This is a genomic window from Caproicibacterium lactatifermentans, from assembly GCF_013315815.1.
GTDB classification, from domain to species: domain Bacteria; phylum Bacillota; class Clostridia; order Oscillospirales; family Acutalibacteraceae; genus Caproicibacterium; species Caproicibacterium lactatifermentans.
This window is the reverse complement of the sequence record NZ_CP046051.1, coordinates 327,134-342,938: the sequence shown is the minus strand read 5'-3', so window position 1 is coordinate 342,938 and position 15,805 is coordinate 327,134. Positions and strand designations below refer to the sequence as shown.

Here is a 15,805-nt window from a genome sequence, read left to right as displayed (position 1 = left end):
GTATTCGCCATTGAAAACGAATCTGAAAGTCATGCACTTTATTTCCCGCCTGATGGAAAATGACGCACAGCCAAAGCCCTCAAAAATTCTGCCCGCACTGCGCATCTTTGTATGCATCCTCTGCATTCTTCTGTGTGCGCTCGCTAAAAACGCCTTTTTTGTAGTGGCTGTCATCGCAGTAGAACTGCTGCGGTTGGCACTGCAGACACCCAACATGATTCGGCAGGTACTGAAGCCGGTGCTGACAGCTGTATTCTTTACAGCCCTGTTTCTTCTGCCGGCAGTCTTTCTCGGGTCGCCGCGCACAATGTCCACCGTTACTTTAAAAGTTTTTGAGTCCGTGCTGGTACTGTCTATGATGAATGCCACCATGACCTGGAAAGAAGTCACCGACGCGTTCCGTGCCCTGCACGCACCGCAGATTTTCGTGTTCGTCCTTGACATGGCCGTGCGTTTCCTTGTAATATTAGGCAGGTACAGCAATGCCATTCTGGAGGCAGTTTCCCTGCGCAGCGTGGGAAAAACGAATTGGAAGACCTCACAAACCGGCGGCATTCTCGGGACAACTTTTTTAAAGTCCCAGCAGATGTCACAGGAAACTTCAGAAGCAATGGCGTGCAGATGCTTTGACGGAGAATACAAGAGCTATGCTTCCCGCCGGTTTTGCACGCTTGACTTGATTTATCTGCTGCTGATACCCGCTTTGATTGCACTTTTCTTTTACAGTGAATGGATGATGAAATGATTCAATTAGACGACGTCAGTTTCTCCTATCAGGGAACCACCGCTGTCAGCCATGTGACCTACCGCTTTGAAATGGGAAAGTGTTATGTACTGCACGGTCCCAACGGATGCGGAAAATCCACCCTGTTTCGTATTTTAAATGGGCTGGATTTTCCCACCTCCGGAAGGTACCTGCTCGATGGAGAAGAAATAACAGAAAAGAAAATGAAAAAGCCGGAATTTGCCCGGGCGTTTCATAAAAAAATCGGCTATGTGTTCCAAACTTCCGAAGTTCAGCTTTTTACAAAAAGTGTAGAAGATGAAATTGCCTTTGGTTTGATACAGCTTGGCCTGCCGGACAGTGAGGTACAAAAGCGTGTTGAAAAATATATTCAGCTTCTGCACCTGCAGCCTATCCGCAGGCGGGCACCTTTTAACTTGAGCGGCGGAGAAAAAAAGCGGACCGCACTAGCCGCCGTGCTGGCCATGGAACCACCGGTTCTCATTTTGGATGAACCCATCAGTGGACTGGACGATGAAGGGCAGGAATGGATTACGCGGTTTATTTCCGGCATGAAATCACCGGATAAACTGATGATTGTTGCTACACATAACCGAACTTTTACCCAGCGCATTGCCGACGTGGAAGTACTAATGAACCGTGATCACTGCTTTGAACAGAGCCGGCCGCTGGAAAACGGCGCAGAAACAGAGCTGTAGGTCATTGAAACTGCCAAGGAAGTCCTTTATACTGGCATATCGGAGACGGCAAGATTTTCGTTTACAATGTAGAAAATGCTGTAAAGATTCGTACCGGTGAAGAAGGCTATGATGCTCTGCAGAGTGACTAACCTTTCCACCGTATTGGCTTTGATTCCTTCCTCTTTATAAAAAAGGTCTGCCTGTTTCATGCGGGCAGACCTTTTTTGCTATCTAGTGGTATTATTTACGCCTCTATCCGAACACTGCTGCTGCCGTCCGGAAGCGGCTCCACGATAATTTGCTTTTTAATAACCGTCTGCAGCTCGGTGACGTGCGAAATAATGCCAATGGTGCGGCCGGTTTTTTGCAGGCGCAACAGTGCGCCCATAGTGGTATCCAGCGTTTCCTGGTCCAGTGAACCAAAGCCCTCATCGATAAACAGGGAATCCAGCCGTACCGTGCCAGAGTAACTCTGCACCACGTCGGAAAGGCCAAACGCAAGCGACAAAGACGCGAGAAACAATTCCCCGCCGGACAGCGTCGCCACGTCCCGTTCCCCGCCGCTGGCAGCGTCCTGTACCACAAGGTCCAAACCCGCCATAGCGTTGCCGCTGACTGGACCAGTCCAACGCAGCAGACGATATCTGCCGCCGGAAAGGTCTGAAAACAAATTGTTCGCGCTGGACAGAATGTCGTCCAGCATAATGCCGAGTACAAACTGCTGAATGGGCACCTTGTGGGCAGTCCGTCCGGAAAGCATATCCGCAAGACGGCGGGCAACGGCATAACGGCTGCCAAGGTTCTGTCCTGCTTCCTCCAACTGCTGCAGCTGACGGCAGGAACGCTGCGCATTTTGAAAGCTCTCCTCTGCGCGCCCTTTTTCACCGGCCAGCTGCGTAACTGTTCTCTGCGCTGCATTTTTCTGTTCGGCGGCCACCGTATCATCTGGACGAGGGACTCCCTGCATCACATTCGGCTGGCTGCGGTAGGCCTCAATAGCCTTTTGATACTGGTCCTCACTCGCAGCACTTTCTTTCTGTGCTGTCTGCAGGGCGGTATGCGCGGCGGCGGCAGCACTTTGCGCATCTGCCGCACGGCGGCGCAGCTGCTGCTCCTGTTGTTCCAATCCGGCTGCACGCTGCCGCAGCGTGCGAATGGTCTGCTCCAGCTGGTCACAGGAAGCACTGCCCTGCATTTGCAGGACAATTTCCTTTTGTGATGCCTCTTTTTCAGCCAGCACACGCTGCTGCTCTGCCAGTGCGTCGCGTGCCTGCTGGGCACGGCTACGTGCCGCTTCCTGCATTTGTTCCAGTTCCTTTACACGCGCGTTGGCACGCGGCAGTTTGCTAATTTCTTTCAGCAGGCTGGCGGCCTGCTGCTGCAGCTGCACCAATTCCCGCGGTGGCTGCGTGGGGTTTGGATGTTCCAGTGCACCGCAAACTGGGCAGGCACACCCGTCCCGCAGGTATACGGCAAGCACCGCCGCCGCATCTCGGCGTTTTTCCCGCTCGATTACTTCGTCCAGCGCTGCTTTCTCCGTTTCCTTGCGGTGCAGGTCATCAACAAAACGATTTCCCGCCTGCCGATGCTCCTGCGCCGCCTGCTGGTCTTGTTCCGCCTTTGTCAGTATCTGCTGTTTCTGTACAATGGTTTTCCGCACAGCGTCCGTTTCTTTTTGCAGCGCACGCAGCCGGCGGGCGGCAGCCAGGGCGCTTTCTCTAGCCGCTGCCTCCTCCCGCAGCTGTGCGGCCTGCCCGCGGAAATCTTCCGCCTTCGGCAGTTGTGCCTGTGCGTTTTTCGCCTGCTGCTCCGCTTCCTTGTCCTTCACAAGTGCCTGCTCTTCCTCTGTCTTTCGGCGCTGCCGCTGGTCGTAATTGGAAGCAGCCTTTGACGCTAGGTCATAGGCACGGCTGCAGTCCTCCAAATGTTTTTGTGCGGCTGCCAGCGCTTTCTGCACCTGTTCACAGCCCTCCTGCAGCTTTTTACATTTTGCCTGCAGGCTTTCTCGGTCTTTCACCTGCTCGCCTTCCAAAATGGTGTTTTGTGAAGACACGTTCTTATCTGCCTCTATTTTCAGCTGTTCCGCCTTATCACGGACACGGCGAGTCAAATGCTCCCACTTTTGTGTACCAAACAGTGTCTGCAGCAGTTTCGCTTTGTCCACAGACTTTGCCAGCAGCAGCTTTAGGAAATCCCCCTGCGGCAGCACTGCCACCTGTGAAAACTGTTCACAAGTAAGGCCCAGCAGCTGTTCCGCCTGTTCCCGAAGTGCCTTGTCTGAACCCGCCTGCAAAAGTTTCCACTGTCCCTGCTCATCCTGTTGAAAACATTCGCATGTGTCGTCTTCTTTTTGTTTTTTGGTACGCTTGGAAATGTGCCACTTACGGCTGCGGAACCATTTATATAAGGTATTGCGGTAAGAGAAAATGAATTCGACCAGCGTTTCCTCCTCCGGTGCGGCACCTAAACTGCGCATTTCGCCCCAGCTGCGGCGGCCGCCGGTAGAGCGTCCGTACAATGCAAAGCACATGGCGTCCAATATGGTCGTTTTGCCGCCGCCGGTCGCACCGGTTATGAGAAACAGCGGATGTTCCCCCAGCAGTGTAAAGTCAATCGTTGTCTTTTTTCGGTACGAACCAAAAGCCTGCATGGTCAGCTTGACTGGATTCATTCCTGTCCCTCCTTTTTCATTTCTTTTCGGAACAAAGCTAGGTCCTGCTCCGTCGGTTCCGTTCCGCATATTTGCTGTAAGAACGCCGTAAAAATTTGCTCGTCACTGACACGGCGGCAGCGCATCTCGCGGCGAAACGCGCTGTCCTCCCCATCTCCGGCGGAAAGCAGCCAGTCGCTGGAAAGGTGCAGCAGGTTTGGGTAGTAGGTCCGCAGCTGATCCATCGGCTGAAAAACCGGACTGGTGTCCGTCAGCCGAACCTGCAAATAATCTTTACTGGGTGTTTCTTTTGCTGCCGCCAGCAGTTCCTCAAACCGGCCGCTCAGCACCCGCACATCATGCGGCGGTATAATGGCAACAACCTGCGTGTGGGTGCCTGTGCTGTCCAGTGTAACCAATGTAACGCCTTTTTTCTGGTCTGCCTCATCAAAGCTGTACTTGAGCGGGGAGCCCGCGTAGCGACCGGTTCCCGCTTTCTGTGAAGCGTGCAGATGTCCAAGTGCCACATAATCAAACGGCGCAAAGCAGTCCAGCCCCACCTGGCTGCTGCCACCCACAAAAGCAGGGTTTTCACTGGCGCTGATGCGCCCGCCGGCGGCAAAGCAGTGGGTAATCAATACATTTTTTGCCGTCGGGTCCAAGTGGACACGGGCAAGCAGCGCGCGGAAGGCCGTATCCATGGTGCGTGGCCCATCTTCCTGCACCTGCAGTGCCTGCCGGGCGGCGGCAGGTTCACAGTAAGGCAATGTGTAGCAGCACAGGGGACCGTCCGCTGTCTGAATCGTGTAGGGAATCCAGACTTCCTCCGGACGGGTCGCAAGGACAACCTTTTCCCGCCGCAGCAGAGACGTCCCCAGTGACAGTCTGCGGGCACTGTCATGATTGCCGGAAACCGCCACCAGTGGAACCCCCTGCTGCGCAAGTCCGCACAAAAATGTATTCAGCAGTTCCACTGCTTCCACCGGCGGCACTTGCCGGTCAAAAATATCCCCGGCCAGCAGAACAGCGTCCGGTTTTTCCTGCTCAATCAGCGGCAGCAGCCACTGCATTAAAAACCATTTCTGCTCTTCCAGCATGCTGCGCCCATACAAAGCTTTCCCTAAATGCCAGTCCGCTGTATGCAGCAATTTCATATCGGTTGACTCCCCTCTTTTTTACATGCAGCCGCCATGAAAAGTACAGTTTGCGGCTTTCCTTTTTCCTGAAATGCTGGTATACTTGAATATATGAATTTTTGAAATATACGCAGAGGAATTTGCATTCTCTGTTATTTTATCACATTGGAGGAACAACTTCCATGAAGAAACGCCTGCTTTCGCTGCTGCTTCTTCTGTCCGTCACTGCGGCGGGCTGTCTGCCGGTATATGCCGCCGGTAGCAGCACGGCACAGCCCCGGACAGCAAGCAGTTCTTCCGCTGTTGCCAGCGGCGCCGTTACCCAGTCTGCCGCACAAAGCGGGGACAGTGTCTTTAAGCCAAACTTTACGCTCAACTCCAAGGCAGCCGCACTGGTCAACCTGGACACCGACACGAATGTGTTTGAACAGAACGCTAACCAAAAAATGTACCCGGCCTCCACAACGAAAATCATGACCTTCATTATTACGATTGAAAATGTAAAAAATGTGGATACCGCCACCATGACCTACACCGATAAAGAAAAGAAAATCATTGACGGCACCGGCAGCTCCACCGCCGGATTAAAGGTTGGTGAAAAGTTCAGTATTCATCAGCTCCTGTATGCCATGATGGTGCCCTCCGGCAACGACGCGGCACTGCTGCTGGCAACCTATGTGGGTAACGGTGACGTCAGTAAGTTTGTGGCAATGATGAACAGCAAAGCCAAGGCATTGGGCTGTACAGGCACCCATTTTGTAAACCCAAATGGCCTGCACAATGTCAACCACTACACCACCGCGCATGACATGGCCCTCATGGCCAAGTACGCCTTAAACCTTAACTACTTTCAGGAAATCTGCAACACCACTGTGTACAACCTGACACCGCTGAATCAGCCGACCGTCAAACGGCAGCTGACCACAACCAATGCCATGATTGACCGTGGCGCACAGGGCGGGCTGTACTACAACCCCTATGTCAAGGGCATTAAGACCGGCCACACCAGTGAATCCGGACGCTGCTTGGTCAGCACCGCTATCTACGGTGGCCGAACCTACCTGTGCGTACTCATGGGTGCACCCATCAATGAAAAACAATATGGCGAGATGATTGATACAACAAATCTGTACAAATGGATTTACAGCAATTTTAACCTCGTACAGGTTGCGTCCTCCAAACAGCCCATTTGGGAAGTACCGCTGAACTACGCCTGGAATCGGGACTCTATTACGCTGTATCCAGAAAAAGATGTAACGGCGGTTCTGCCGGAAGGTGTAAGTGCCAACAGCGTGGAGGTCACACCGAATGTCAATTCCGCTGTCAACGCACCCGTGCAGAAAGGGCAGATTATCGGCACGGCAACACTGACGTACGCCAAACAAAAGCTGGCAACCGTCCGGCTGGTTTCCAATGAAGACATCAGCCGCAGTGAACTCGTCCATTCCGCCAGTGCTGCAAAAGCTGTTTTTACCGCCCCATGGTTCGTTGTTATTTTCATTGTCATTCTCATTCTGCTGGCAGTTTATATTGTATTGGCAGTCTTTTACAGCCGCCGAAAATCCGACCTGCGCAAAGTACATAAATACAGACGCTTTTAAGAAAACAGTTTAGCGGGCTGCCGAAAAAGTTTTTCACCGGCAACCCGCCTTTTGTTGAAAAAGAGCAAAAGAAAAAAGGCACCCGCAAGGGTGCCTTTTCTATATTGAAGAATTGAAGAGGTGAAATTACTTCAGTTCGACTTCTGCACCAGCATCAGTCAGCTTCTTCTGCAGGTCCTCAGCGTCGTCCTTGGACACGCCTTCCTTGACAGCCTTAGGAGCAGCATCGACCAGAGCCTTTGCGTCCTTCAGGCCCAGACCAGTTGCATCACGGACAATCTTGATAACCGGAATCTTGTTGCCGCCGGCAGACTTCAGAACAACGTCAAACTCAGTCTTTTCTTCTGCAGCCGGAGCAGCAGCCGGAGCAGCAGCAACAGCTACCGGAGCAGCTGCGGAAACACCAAATTCATCTTCCAGAGCCTTGACCAGGTCAGACAGCTCCAGAACGGTAAGACCCTTTACTTCTTCAACGAGCTTATCAACTTTCTCAGACATATTTGTACCTCCAAATCAAGCGAATCGAATTTCGTCAGAATATTTTTCTGTTCTGCAAACAGTTACGCCTGTACGGCGGACTGCTTTTCGGCAATTGCATTCAGTGCAACAACCAGGCCCTTGATGGTGCCGTTCAGTACGGTGACCAGACCAGTGATTGGTGCATTCATGCTGCTCAGGACCTGAGACAGCAGGACTTCCTTGCTGGGCAGGCTAGCCAGCGTTGTAATTTCATCTGTGCCGACAGCTGCACCGTCAACAAAACCGCCTTTAACCTTAAAGTCCTTGTTCTTCTTTGCGTCGGCATAACCCTTCAGGGCCTTTGCTGCACTGACATAGTCCTCACCGGCTGCAAAAGCGGTTGTGCCGCTCAGCAGGTCATCAAGGCCAGTCACACCAGCTTCAGCCAGAGCACGCTTCAGCAGGGTATTCTTTACAACCTTATAGGTATTCCCGCCTTCACGCAGCTCCTTACGCAGCTTTGTGTCGTCCGCAACCGTAATACCCTTGTAGTCAACCAGGATACCGACGTTTGCTTTTTTAATTTCTTCTGCAAGAGCAGCGACTTCCTGCTGCTTTGCGTCTAAAACCTTTTTGCTTGGCAAATGGTTTCACCTCCATTGAACCGATTGTACTTCTGCAACAAAAAAGCCTTTCCCACACCTGCGGGAAAGGCTGAAGTTTACACTGATACAGTGAAAATTTCCGCTTTCCTCGGCAGGCGGGCACAGCCCTTTGCGCAAAACGCACCTGCTGTCTTTGGACAGCTTAAAAAGTATAACACACAGCATATCTGTGTGTCAAGAGCACCTTGAAAAATTAGGCACCGAATTTGCTCGGGTTAACGCGTACGCCAGGGCCCATTGTAGAAGCAACTACGCAGGAGCGGACATACTGACCCTTTGAAGTGGCCGGTTTTGCCTTTACGATAGCGCCCATCAGTGCGTTGAAGTTTTCAGTCAGCTTCTCGGCGCCGAAGGAAATGCGGCCAATCACGCAGTGAATGATGTTGGACTTGTCCAGACGGTACTCAATCTTACCGGCTTTGGCTTCTTTAACAGCCTTGCCGACTTCGCGAGTAACTGTACCGGCCTTCGGGTTAGGCATCAGACCACGCGGGCCAAGGATTTTGCCCAAACGTCCAACAACGCCCATCATGTCCGGGGTCGTAACGACAACGTCAAAATCCATCCAGCCGCCCTGAATCTTCTGTGCCATTTCTTCTGCGCCGACATAATCGGCACCGGCGTCCTGCGCATCTTTGGCAGCATCGCCCTTGCAGATAGCCAGCACGCGCACCTTTTTGCCGGTGCCGTTGGGCAGAACCAGCGCACCGCGGACCTGCTGGTCTGCGTGACGGCTGTCGACACCCAGCTTAACGTGCAGTTCAACTGTTTCGTCGAACTTAGCAGTGCCGGTTTTTACGGCCAGCTCAAGGGCTTCCTGCGGATCATAAAATTTAGAACGATCGATCAGCTTTGCGCCGTCGACGTATTTTTTTCCGTGTTTCATTGGTTATCCTCCCTGTAAAGTGGTAAATACGGATGATAAGTTCCTCCCACCCGGGTAGTCGATTTAGTCAACGACCTCGACTCCCATGCTGCGGGCAGTACCAGCAATCATGCTCATGGCAGATTCGATAGTAGCCGCATTCAGGTCGGGCATCTTTGTTTCTGCAATCTGCTTGACCTGCTCTTTGGTAATCTTAGCAACTTTTGTTTTGTTCGGTTCACCAGAGGCAGTGTCAATTCCGCAGGCTTTCTTAATCAGGACAGCGGCAGGCGGTGTCTTGGTAACGAAAGTAAAGGAGCGGTCTGCATAAACGGTGATAATGACCGGGATAATATACCCCGCGTCCTTTTTGGTGCGCTCATTAAATTCTTTTGTGAACGCCATAATGTTGACGCCGTGCTGACCGAGAGCCGGTCCTACAGGCGGCGCCGGGGTTGCCTTGCCGGCAGGTATCTGGAGCTTAATGTAACCAGTAACCTTTTGAGCCATTGTAATTGCACCTCCAAAATTTGTGGTAAAAACGGAACACACTGAAAAACAAATTTGGTGCGTTCCTCCCACGGGGGCTTACACAGCCCCCCACTTCAGCGGTTTCCCGCAGAGTTTCTGTTTTATTGTGGGCCGCACGGGCCCGCTGGTTTGAGTTAATCCATTACTTCTGCCTGTCCCAGTTCCAACTCGACAGGTGTTTCACGGCCGAACATGTTAATGGTAACACGCACGCGGTTCTTCTCGGTGTCGATATCCTCCACCACACCAACGAAGCCGTCGAAAGGCCCGTCGATAATGTTGACAGAATCGCCCACCCGGTACGAAACCTCCACGTCTTTTTTCTCTACGCCGAGTTTCTGTACTTCCTCTTCGGTCAGGGGAACCGGTTTGGTGTTGTCCGGGCCGACAAAACCGGTGCAGCCGCGGATATTGCGCACAACATACCATGATTCATTCGTCAGAACCATTTTGATAAGCACATAGCCAGGGAACAGCTTGCGCTCCACCTCACGGGTTTTGTTGTCCTTAATCTCCGTGACTTTCTCCGTTGGAACCATAATCTGCTGGATAAGATCCTGCATTTTGCGGTTTTCCACCGTTTTTTCCAACGTGGAAGCAACTTTGTTCTCATAACCGGAGTAGGTATGCACAACATACCAGCACGCTTCCTCAGCCATTGTCATACCTCACTTCTTTCGTCATACTGCGACATTCATAAACTGATGCAGCAGGTTGGTAAATGCTTCATCCAGGCCAAACACACAGACACCTACGACTGCAATCATGACCACAACGATTCCCACATTTCTCCAAACTGCCCGCGGTGCGGGCCAGACGATTTTTTTGATTTCGGCTTTCAAATCGTGGAAGAAACGGCCAACCGCCCTTTTCTTTTTCCCATTTTGGGTTTTGGCAGCTTTGGTTCCTTCTGTTTTGGCAACAGCTTTGTCAGTTTTTTTCGCGGCTTTTTTTTCGCCAGCAACCGCAGCCTGCGGGGCTTTGCTGCCAGCTTTTTTCTTTTTGTCAGCCATCTGCTGTTCCCTCCGTCCGAATCACTTGGTTTCCTTGTGCAGGGTATGTTTCTTGCAGAAAGGACAATACTTATGCATTTCAAGTCTGTCCGGGTCGTTCTTCTTGTTCTTCATCGTGTTGTAGTTACGCTGCTTGCACTCTGTGCATGCCAATACTACCTTTACTCTCATGACGGCACCTCCCGTATTCCGGAAAAATATTGGGACATAGACCTGTCCCGGCCTCCCTCTAGAAAAGGGTGCAAAAAAAATACCCCTTTATGAGGTATTTTTATCTTATCATATTCGGCTGAAACTGTCAAGGAATTTTTGCTTTTTTGCTTTATCGCTCCATGTCATTCAGGGTAGCAACGACGCGGTTTTTCGACTGTTTCTTCGGCTTTTCCGGCTTCAGTTTTTTGCCGCGCATCTTGCGGGCAAACTGGCAGCCAATTTTCATTTCCGGTGTAAAGTACGGTTCCAATTTTTCCACTTCCGCATCGGAAAGGGAATTGAGCAAAACAAAGGTAATAACCGCGTGCACATCGGTGTCACCGTTGGCATACAGCTCGCTGTAAATTTCCGCCAGCTTTTTTAGTTGCTGCTTCTGGGCATCTCCCTGCAAAAGGGTATGCATTTTCGGCAGAACTTTTTCACGGGCAAAGGTTGCCGTGCGGATTTGTCCGTAGGTAACGCGTTCCTGAATAATTTCCTCCCGCAGCTCAGGAAAAACATTGACAAGACGATTGTAAAAGAAGAGGGCATCCGTCTTGCTTTCTTCCCCACGGTGGCGGCGGTGCTTCGTCACCCGCTGCACAACCGCTTCCTTATTATCCTTTTCCGTAACTTCATCGGTAAAGTCGGCAATAATGCTGTCCGTTTGGCGACTGGCATCTTCCTCGTTCTCCGGGTCAAACAGCAGAGCGGAACGGTTTCGCCACTTGCCCTCCGGCTGGCCGTTTTCCACACTGCAGTAGCGCAGGATAAAGCGCTTTTTCTCCGCTTCATAAAAGACGCCGTAGGCCATTTCCCGGCCAATGAAAAACGCATGCATTCCCTCGCTGTTCTGGCATACACTGTCCTGGTTCAGCGGAAAGCCCTGCTTTTCCAGCACCGCACGCAGCCGGGTTACAACCTGCTTAAACGCCTTCTGCTCCAAAGTCATCACTCCTGTATCATATTATCCTGCCCGCCATGGGACAGACACTTCATTTCTAAGGATTAGGTTTTCATTATTATACTACATAAACTGCTTTTTGTCATCATTCATTTATACGGTTGTCAGCATTGCGTCCGGGCGGGGGTTGTGGTATGATAAATTGTATATCAAAATACAGAAAAGCATCTGACAGAAGCGCCCGTCGGAAAAACGCTGCAGCGCTTCATGGAAGGAAAATATTATGAAGAAAACAGTAGCAGTTCTGTTTGGCGGCAGCTCATCCGAGCACGAAGTGTCCTGTGTTTCGGCGGCCACCATTGCGGAAAACCTAAACAAAGATAAATACGACGTTTTAACACTGGGCATCACCAAAGACGGACGCTGGCTTCTTTACAGCGGTTCCACCGATTCCATCCGTTCCGGCGCATGGGAAACGGACACCGCCGCGTGCCGCCGTGCCTGTATTTCACCGGACACTTCCGTACACGGCATCGTAACCGAGGGACCGGACGGCTTCCAGACCATTCATGTGGACTGCGTCATTCCCGCCCTGCACGGCAAAAACGGCGAGGACGGCACCATTCAGGGCCTTCTGCACGTCAGCGGCATTCCGTATGTCGGCTGCCCCACTTTGGCAAGTGCCTGCTGCATGGACAAAGCCGTCACCCACACCCTGCTGGCCAGCTGGAATATCAAGCAGGCACATTTTCTATGGTTTTTTGCCGAAAATTACAGCGGTGAGGGCCGTCTGAAAATCCAGCGTAAAATTGACGCCCGCCTCGGCTGGCCTATCTTCCTGAAGCCCGCCAATGCCGGCTCCAGTGTTGGCATCTCTAAAGTAAAAAGTACCGATGAGCTGGACGCCGCCGTTGCCCTTGCAGCCCTGCAGGACAGCAAAATCGTTGTGGAAGAAGCCATCGATGGGCAGGAAGTGGAGTGCGCCGTTTTGGGCAACGAATGCCCGCAGGCCAGCATCGTCGGCGAAATCGGCGCTGGCGCGGAATTTTATGACTATGACGATAAGTACAAAAACGGCAAGAGTCAACTGTACATTCCGGCACATCTGGACGCCCCTGTTGCCGATGAACTGCGGCACATTGCCTGCCGTGCCTACCGGCTGCTGGGCTGCACCGGCCTTGCCCGTGTGGACTTTTTCGTGCGCGGCGGCAAAGAGGTTCTGCTGAATGAACTGAACACACTGCCCGGCTTTACCGCCATCAGTATGTACCCCAAGCTGTGGGAAGCCTGCGGCAAGCCGATCGCCCAGCTGCTGGACGAACTCATCTCTCTGGCCGAAGAACGCAAACGCTATATGTGAGCCATACGGCCCATTTTGTAAATTTTTACAGCAAAGGACAACAGAGAATATGGATAATCGGCCTATCGGCGTTTTTGACTCCGGCCTCGGCGGCCTGACCGCTGTGCGTGAAATGCTGCGCATTCTGCCGGAGGAGCAAATTGTTTACTTTGGCGACACAGGCCGCGTGCCTTACGGCGGCCGCAGCCCCAAAATCATCACCCAGTATTCCCGTCAGGACGCCGCCTTTTTGATGAGCAAAAATGTCAAAATGGTTGTGGCGGCCTGCGGCACTGCCAGCAGTGTGGCCGGCTCCCTTTTGGCAAAGGAACTTCCCGTTCCTTTCACCGGCGTGCTGGAGCCAACCGCCCGCGCAGCGGCGGCGGCCACCCACAACGGCCGCATCGGCGTAATTGCGACTGCCGCGACCATTCGCAGCGGTTCTTTTCAACAGGCACTGCAAACACTGAACCCGCAGCTGCAGGTTTTTGCCAAAAGCTGCCCACTGTTCGTTCCCATTGTAGAGTCCGGTTTTTCGCTGGAGCACCCCGATATTACAAAAAAAGTGGCGGAAACATATCTTGCACCGCTGCGTGCAGCGGACGTGGATACCGTCATTCTCGGCTGTACCCACTACCCTATCATCAAGCGCATCATCGGTGAAGTGGTGGGCGAAAAGGTCCGCTTGATTGACAGCGGGCGCGAAACAGCTGTCTACTGCCGGACACTGCTGGAAAAGGACAGCCTGTTGGCACAGGGCGGCAGCGGCGGTTGTTCATTCTTTGTCAGCGACCGCATTAACGATTTTTCAAAGGTCGCCGGCTTTTTCTTGCGTGAAGATGTACACAGCGACGTACATTTGGTTGACATTGATAAATACGAAGGAGCTGTTCCATGGAAGAAAACTATCTGATTTCCATACGCGGCCGCCAAATGGTCAACGACCAAACCAGTGAAATTGAAGTAACCGCCTTTGGTTCCTATATTAAAAAAAACGGCAAGCGTTTTATCACTTATAAAGAATATGATAAGGATACCAACCACTCACAGACCTCTGTGCTGAAAGTGGAGGATAGCCGCTGTATTACCCTGATGCGCGGCGGTATGGACGGCACCCGTCTGATTCTCGAAAACGGAAAACGGCATATGTGCCAGTACTCCACCGAATACGGCCAAATGATGCTGGGGGTTTATACTTCCAATGTGGACAACCAGCTGACAGATGAGGGCGGCCGGCTGATTGTCAATTATACACTGGACCTAAACGCAAATTTGTCCAGCGTGAACCAGATTTACATTACCGTCAAGGAGGTAGACCATAAAAATGTCAAAATACGTACAGCAGGCAAAGGACCAGCTGCGGCAGGAAATCCTGTCAGCCACAGCCAAAGCGCAGGCAGCGCAGGCGCTGCCTGCCAGTGAACTTCCTGATTTTACACTGGAAGTTCCAGCCGACCGTGCCCACGGTGATTGGGCCGCCAATGCTGCCATGGTCAGCGCGCGCGCATTCCACATGGCGCCGCGCAAAATTGCGGAGGCGCTGGCAGCAAACATTCATTTGGATGATACATTTTTCAGCCGCTGTGAAATTGCAGGCCCCGGCTTTTTAAACTTTTTCTATCGGCCGGAATTCTACACTGCGGTGCTGCGTGACGTTGCCAAAAACGGTGAATCCTACGGCCGCAGCAGCTTCGGCGGCGGAAAACGTGTGCTGGTAGAGTTCGTTTCCGCCAACCCGACCGGCCCCATGCACATCGGCAACGCGCGCGGCGGTGCGATTGGCGACTGCCTGGCCTCTGTTCTGGACGCCGCGGGCTATCAGGTACAGCGAGAATTCTACGTCAATGATGCTGGCAATCAGGTCAACAAATTTGGCCTGTCGCTGGAAGCCCGCTATCTGCAGCTGTACAAGGGTGAGGATGCGGTTCCCTTCCCAGAGGATGGCTACCATGGTGCGGACATCACGGAACACGCCAAAAATTTTGCCAAGATAAACGGTGACCGCTATGTGAACGCACCGGATCCGGAGCGCCGGCAGGCACTGGTTGACTATGCCTTGCCGCTGAATATTCAGGGCCTGCAGGACGACTTACTTAAATACCGCATTCGGTATGATAACTGGTTCCGGGAATCCACACTGCACCAAAGCGGCGCGGTTAGGCGCGTCATTGAGCAGCTGAAGGAACACGGCGCCACCTATGAAAAGGACGGCGCCCTCTGGTTTAAGGGCGAGCCTTACGGCTCCGAAGATTTCGTTCTGGTGCGTGCCAACGGTGTTCCGACGTATGTCGTTCCGGATATTGCGTATCATTATAATAAATTGGTCACCCGCAGCTTTGACAAGGCCATTGATGTGCTGGGCGCCGACCACCACGGCTATGTGCCCCGCCTGAAAGGTGCCCTGCAGGCACTGGGTGTAGATACCAGCCGGCTGGATGTCCTGCTGATGCAGATGGTTCGTCTGGTGCGTGACGGCCAAGTTGTCAAGGCAAGCAAACGCAGCGGCAACGCCATCACTTTGGTCACCCTGCTGGACGAAGTTCCGGTAGATGCTGCCCGCTTCCTGTTCAATATGCGGGAGCCGAATTCAGAAATGGACTTTGACCTTGGATTGGCTGTTCAACAGGACAGCAAGAATCCGGTTTACTATGTGCAGTACGCCTACGCCCGCCTGTGCAGTCTGTTCCGCACCATGAAAGAAGAGGGCGTCGAACTGCGGGACTGCACGGATGAGGAACTGGCCCTGCTGACCGCGCCGGAAGAAATCGAACTGATTCACCATCTATCCGCTTATACCGGCGAAATTATCGAGTCTGCAAAAGATTATGACCCTGCCCGCATGACGCGTTATGCGCTGACGCTGGCTACGCTGTTCCATAAATTTTACAGCGCGTGCAGAATTAAAGGGGAAGAATCCTCCCTGGCTGCCGCACGGCTGTATTTGTGCAGCTGTGTGCGTACTGTTCTGCACAATGTGCTTTCTCTGCTGAAAATTACAGCACCGGAATCCATGTGAGTTTCGGTT

The 15,805-nt window shown here is 52.5% G+C and carries 17 protein-coding genes, 1 pseudogene and 1 other annotated feature; of the genes and pseudogenes, 8 read left to right on the top strand and 10 right to left on the bottom strand.

The annotated features are described in order from the left end of the window. Positions 1–10 precede the first annotated feature (10 nt). From GJQ69_RS01610 to GJQ69_RS01600, 3 genes and pseudogenes are all read left to right on the top strand, one after another. Positions 11–745 carry an energy-coupling factor transporter transmembrane component T gene (locus tag GJQ69_RS01610; RefSeq protein WP_086036547.1) on the top strand — a complete coding sequence of 245 codons (735 nt, stop codon included), beginning with the start codon at positions 11–13 and terminating at the stop codon, positions 743–745. Then, positions 742–1,443: an energy-coupling factor ABC transporter ATP-binding protein gene (locus tag GJQ69_RS01605; RefSeq protein WP_157658990.1), complete on the top strand. Its 702-nt coding sequence runs from the start codon at positions 742–744 to the stop codon at positions 1,441–1,443. Before GJQ69_RS01610 ends, GJQ69_RS01605 begins: the two co-directional genes overlap by 4 nt. Further along, positions 1,444–1,574, top strand: a pseudogene (locus tag GJQ69_RS01600) (P-II family nitrogen regulator); the annotation flags it as partial. A gap of 95 nt (positions 1,575–1,669) precedes the next feature. Here GJQ69_RS01600 and GJQ69_RS01595 read toward each other — a convergent pair. Continuing rightward, positions 1,670–4,096: an AAA family ATPase gene (locus GJQ69_RS01595; protein WP_174192778.1), complete on the bottom strand. Its 2,427-nt coding sequence runs from the start codon at positions 4,094–4,096 to the stop codon at positions 1,670–1,672. Next, positions 4,093–5,229: an exonuclease SbcCD subunit D gene (locus tag GJQ69_RS01590; protein WP_086036550.1), complete on the bottom strand. Its 1,137-nt coding sequence runs from the start codon at positions 5,227–5,229 to the stop codon at positions 4,093–4,095. The genes GJQ69_RS01595 and GJQ69_RS01590 overlap by 4 nt, the downstream gene beginning before the upstream one ends. 164 nt (positions 5,230–5,393) lie before the next feature. On the opposite strand from GJQ69_RS01590, the gene GJQ69_RS01585 reads away from it, so the two are divergent. Beyond that, entirely contained in the window at positions 5,394–6,812 is a 1,419-nt protein-coding gene (locus tag GJQ69_RS01585; RefSeq protein ID WP_086036551.1) for a D-alanyl-D-alanine carboxypeptidase family protein, read from the top strand. A 126-nt stretch (positions 6,813–6,938) separates the two neighbouring features. On the opposite strand, the gene rplL is transcribed toward GJQ69_RS01585, so the two are convergent. From rplL to GJQ69_RS01545, 8 genes are all read right to left on the bottom strand, one after another. Beyond that, the gene (rplL, locus tag GJQ69_RS01580) at positions 6,939–7,310 is read right to left on the bottom strand and encodes a 50S ribosomal protein L7/L12 (protein ID WP_086036552.1); all 372 of its coding nucleotides are present in this window, start codon (positions 7,308–7,310) and stop codon (positions 6,939–6,941) included. A 62-nt stretch (positions 7,311–7,372) separates the two neighbouring features. Beyond that, positions 7,373–7,915 (bottom strand): 50S ribosomal protein L10, encoded by a 543-nt coding sequence (gene rplJ, locus GJQ69_RS01575; protein WP_086036553.1) that lies wholly within the window; start codon positions 7,913–7,915, stop codon positions 7,373–7,375. Between the two features lie 30 nt (positions 7,916–7,945). Continuing rightward, positions 7,946–8,091 (bottom strand) — a sequence feature (ribosomal protein L10 leader region). A 38-nt stretch (positions 8,092–8,129) separates the two neighbouring features. Further along, positions 8,130–8,822 carry a 50S ribosomal protein L1 gene (rplA, locus tag GJQ69_RS01570; RefSeq protein ID WP_086036554.1) on the bottom strand — a complete coding sequence of 231 codons (693 nt, stop codon included), beginning with the start codon at positions 8,820–8,822 and terminating at the stop codon, positions 8,130–8,132. 63 nt (positions 8,823–8,885) lie between these two features. Further along, a complete protein-coding gene (rplK, locus tag GJQ69_RS01565; protein ID WP_086036555.1) occupies positions 8,886–9,311 on the bottom strand; it encodes a 50S ribosomal protein L11 in 426 nt (141 codons plus the stop codon). A gap of 155 nt (positions 9,312–9,466) precedes the next feature. After that, a complete protein-coding gene (nusG, locus tag GJQ69_RS01560) occupies positions 9,467–9,991 on the bottom strand; it encodes a transcription termination/antitermination protein NusG (RefSeq protein ID WP_086036556.1) in 525 nt (174 codons plus the stop codon). A gap of 21 nt (positions 9,992–10,012) precedes the next feature. After that, positions 10,013–10,345 (bottom strand): preprotein translocase subunit SecE, encoded by a 333-nt coding sequence (gene secE / locus GJQ69_RS01555; RefSeq protein ID WP_086036557.1) that lies wholly within the window; start codon positions 10,343–10,345, stop codon positions 10,013–10,015. A 21-nt stretch (positions 10,346–10,366) separates the two neighbouring features. Then, complete coding sequence (rpmG, locus tag GJQ69_RS01550) at positions 10,367–10,516, bottom strand: 50S ribosomal protein L33 (RefSeq protein ID WP_086036558.1); 150 nt, start codon at positions 10,514–10,516, stop codon at positions 10,367–10,369. A 151-nt stretch (positions 10,517–10,667) separates the two neighbouring features. Then, positions 10,668–11,483 carry a DUF7674 family protein gene (locus GJQ69_RS01545; RefSeq protein WP_086036559.1) on the bottom strand — a complete coding sequence of 272 codons (816 nt, stop codon included), beginning with the start codon at positions 11,481–11,483 and terminating at the stop codon, positions 10,668–10,670. Positions 11,484–11,724: 241 nt separating this feature from the next. On the opposite strand from GJQ69_RS01545, the gene GJQ69_RS01540 reads away from it, so the two are divergent. Genes GJQ69_RS01540 through argS form a run of 4 tightly spaced genes read left to right on the top strand, consistent with a single transcriptional unit; the run spans position 11,725 to position 15,796 of the window. Beyond that, positions 11,725–12,801, top strand: a complete 1,077-nt coding sequence (locus GJQ69_RS01540; protein ID WP_338031354.1) for a D-alanine--D-alanine ligase family protein — start codon at positions 11,725–11,727, stop codon at positions 12,799–12,801. A gap of 49 nt (positions 12,802–12,850) precedes the next feature. Next, positions 12,851–13,693 (top strand): glutamate racemase, encoded by an 843-nt coding sequence (murI, locus tag GJQ69_RS01535; RefSeq protein WP_086036561.1) that lies wholly within the window; start codon positions 12,851–12,853, stop codon positions 13,691–13,693. After that, a complete protein-coding gene (locus GJQ69_RS01530) occupies positions 13,675–14,202 on the top strand; it encodes a YwiB family protein (RefSeq protein ID WP_086036562.1) in 528 nt (175 codons plus the stop codon). The genes murI and GJQ69_RS01530 overlap by 19 nt, the downstream gene beginning before the upstream one ends. Next, positions 14,105–15,796 (top strand): arginine--tRNA ligase, encoded by a 1,692-nt coding sequence (gene argS / locus GJQ69_RS01525; protein ID WP_086036563.1) that lies wholly within the window; start codon positions 14,105–14,107, stop codon positions 15,794–15,796. The genes GJQ69_RS01530 and argS overlap by 98 nt, the downstream gene beginning before the upstream one ends. Positions 15,797–15,805 lie beyond the last annotated feature (9 nt).

What these genes read in the sequence shown, in the direction of transcription:
- GJQ69_RS01605 (WP_157658990.1), top strand. Translation starts at nt 742, where the DNA reads ATGATTCAATTAGACGACGTCAGTTTCTCCTATCAGGGAACCACCGCT.
- GJQ69_RS01595 (WP_174192778.1), bottom strand. Translation starts at nt 4,096, where the DNA reads ATGAATCCAGTCAAGCTGACCATGCAGGCTTTTGGTTCGTACCGAAAA.
- GJQ69_RS01590 (WP_086036550.1), bottom strand. Translation starts at nt 5,229, where the DNA reads ATGAAATTGCTGCATACAGCGGACTGGCATTTAGGGAAAGCTTTGTAT.
- GJQ69_RS01585 (WP_086036551.1), top strand. Translation starts at nt 5,394, where the DNA reads ATGAAGAAACGCCTGCTTTCGCTGCTGCTTCTTCTGTCCGTCACTGCG.
- rplL (WP_086036552.1), bottom strand. Translation starts at nt 7,310, where the DNA reads ATGTCTGAGAAAGTTGATAAGCTCGTTGAAGAAGTAAAGGGTCTTACC.
- rplA (WP_086036554.1), bottom strand. Translation starts at nt 8,822, where the DNA reads ATGAAACACGGAAAAAAATACGTCGACGGCGCAAAGCTGATCGATCGT.
- rplK (WP_086036555.1), bottom strand. Translation starts at nt 9,311, where the DNA reads ATGGCTCAAAAGGTTACTGGTTACATTAAGCTCCAGATACCTGCCGGC.
- nusG (WP_086036556.1), bottom strand. Translation starts at nt 9,991, where the DNA reads ATGGCTGAGGAAGCGTGCTGGTATGTTGTGCATACCTACTCCGGTTAT.
- secE (WP_086036557.1), bottom strand. Translation starts at nt 10,345, where the DNA reads ATGGCTGACAAAAAGAAAAAAGCTGGCAGCAAAGCCCCGCAGGCTGCG.
- rpmG (WP_086036558.1), bottom strand. Translation starts at nt 10,516, where the DNA reads ATGAGAGTAAAGGTAGTATTGGCATGCACAGAGTGCAAGCAGCGTAAC.
- GJQ69_RS01540 (WP_338031354.1), top strand. Translation starts at nt 11,725, where the DNA reads ATGAAGAAAACAGTAGCAGTTCTGTTTGGCGGCAGCTCATCCGAGCAC.
- murI (WP_086036561.1), top strand. Translation starts at nt 12,851, where the DNA reads ATGGATAATCGGCCTATCGGCGTTTTTGACTCCGGCCTCGGCGGCCTG.
- GJQ69_RS01530 (WP_086036562.1), top strand. Translation starts at nt 13,675, where the DNA reads ATGGAAGAAAACTATCTGATTTCCATACGCGGCCGCCAAATGGTCAAC.
- argS (WP_086036563.1), top strand. Translation starts at nt 14,105, where the DNA reads ATGTCAAAATACGTACAGCAGGCAAAGGACCAGCTGCGGCAGGAAATC.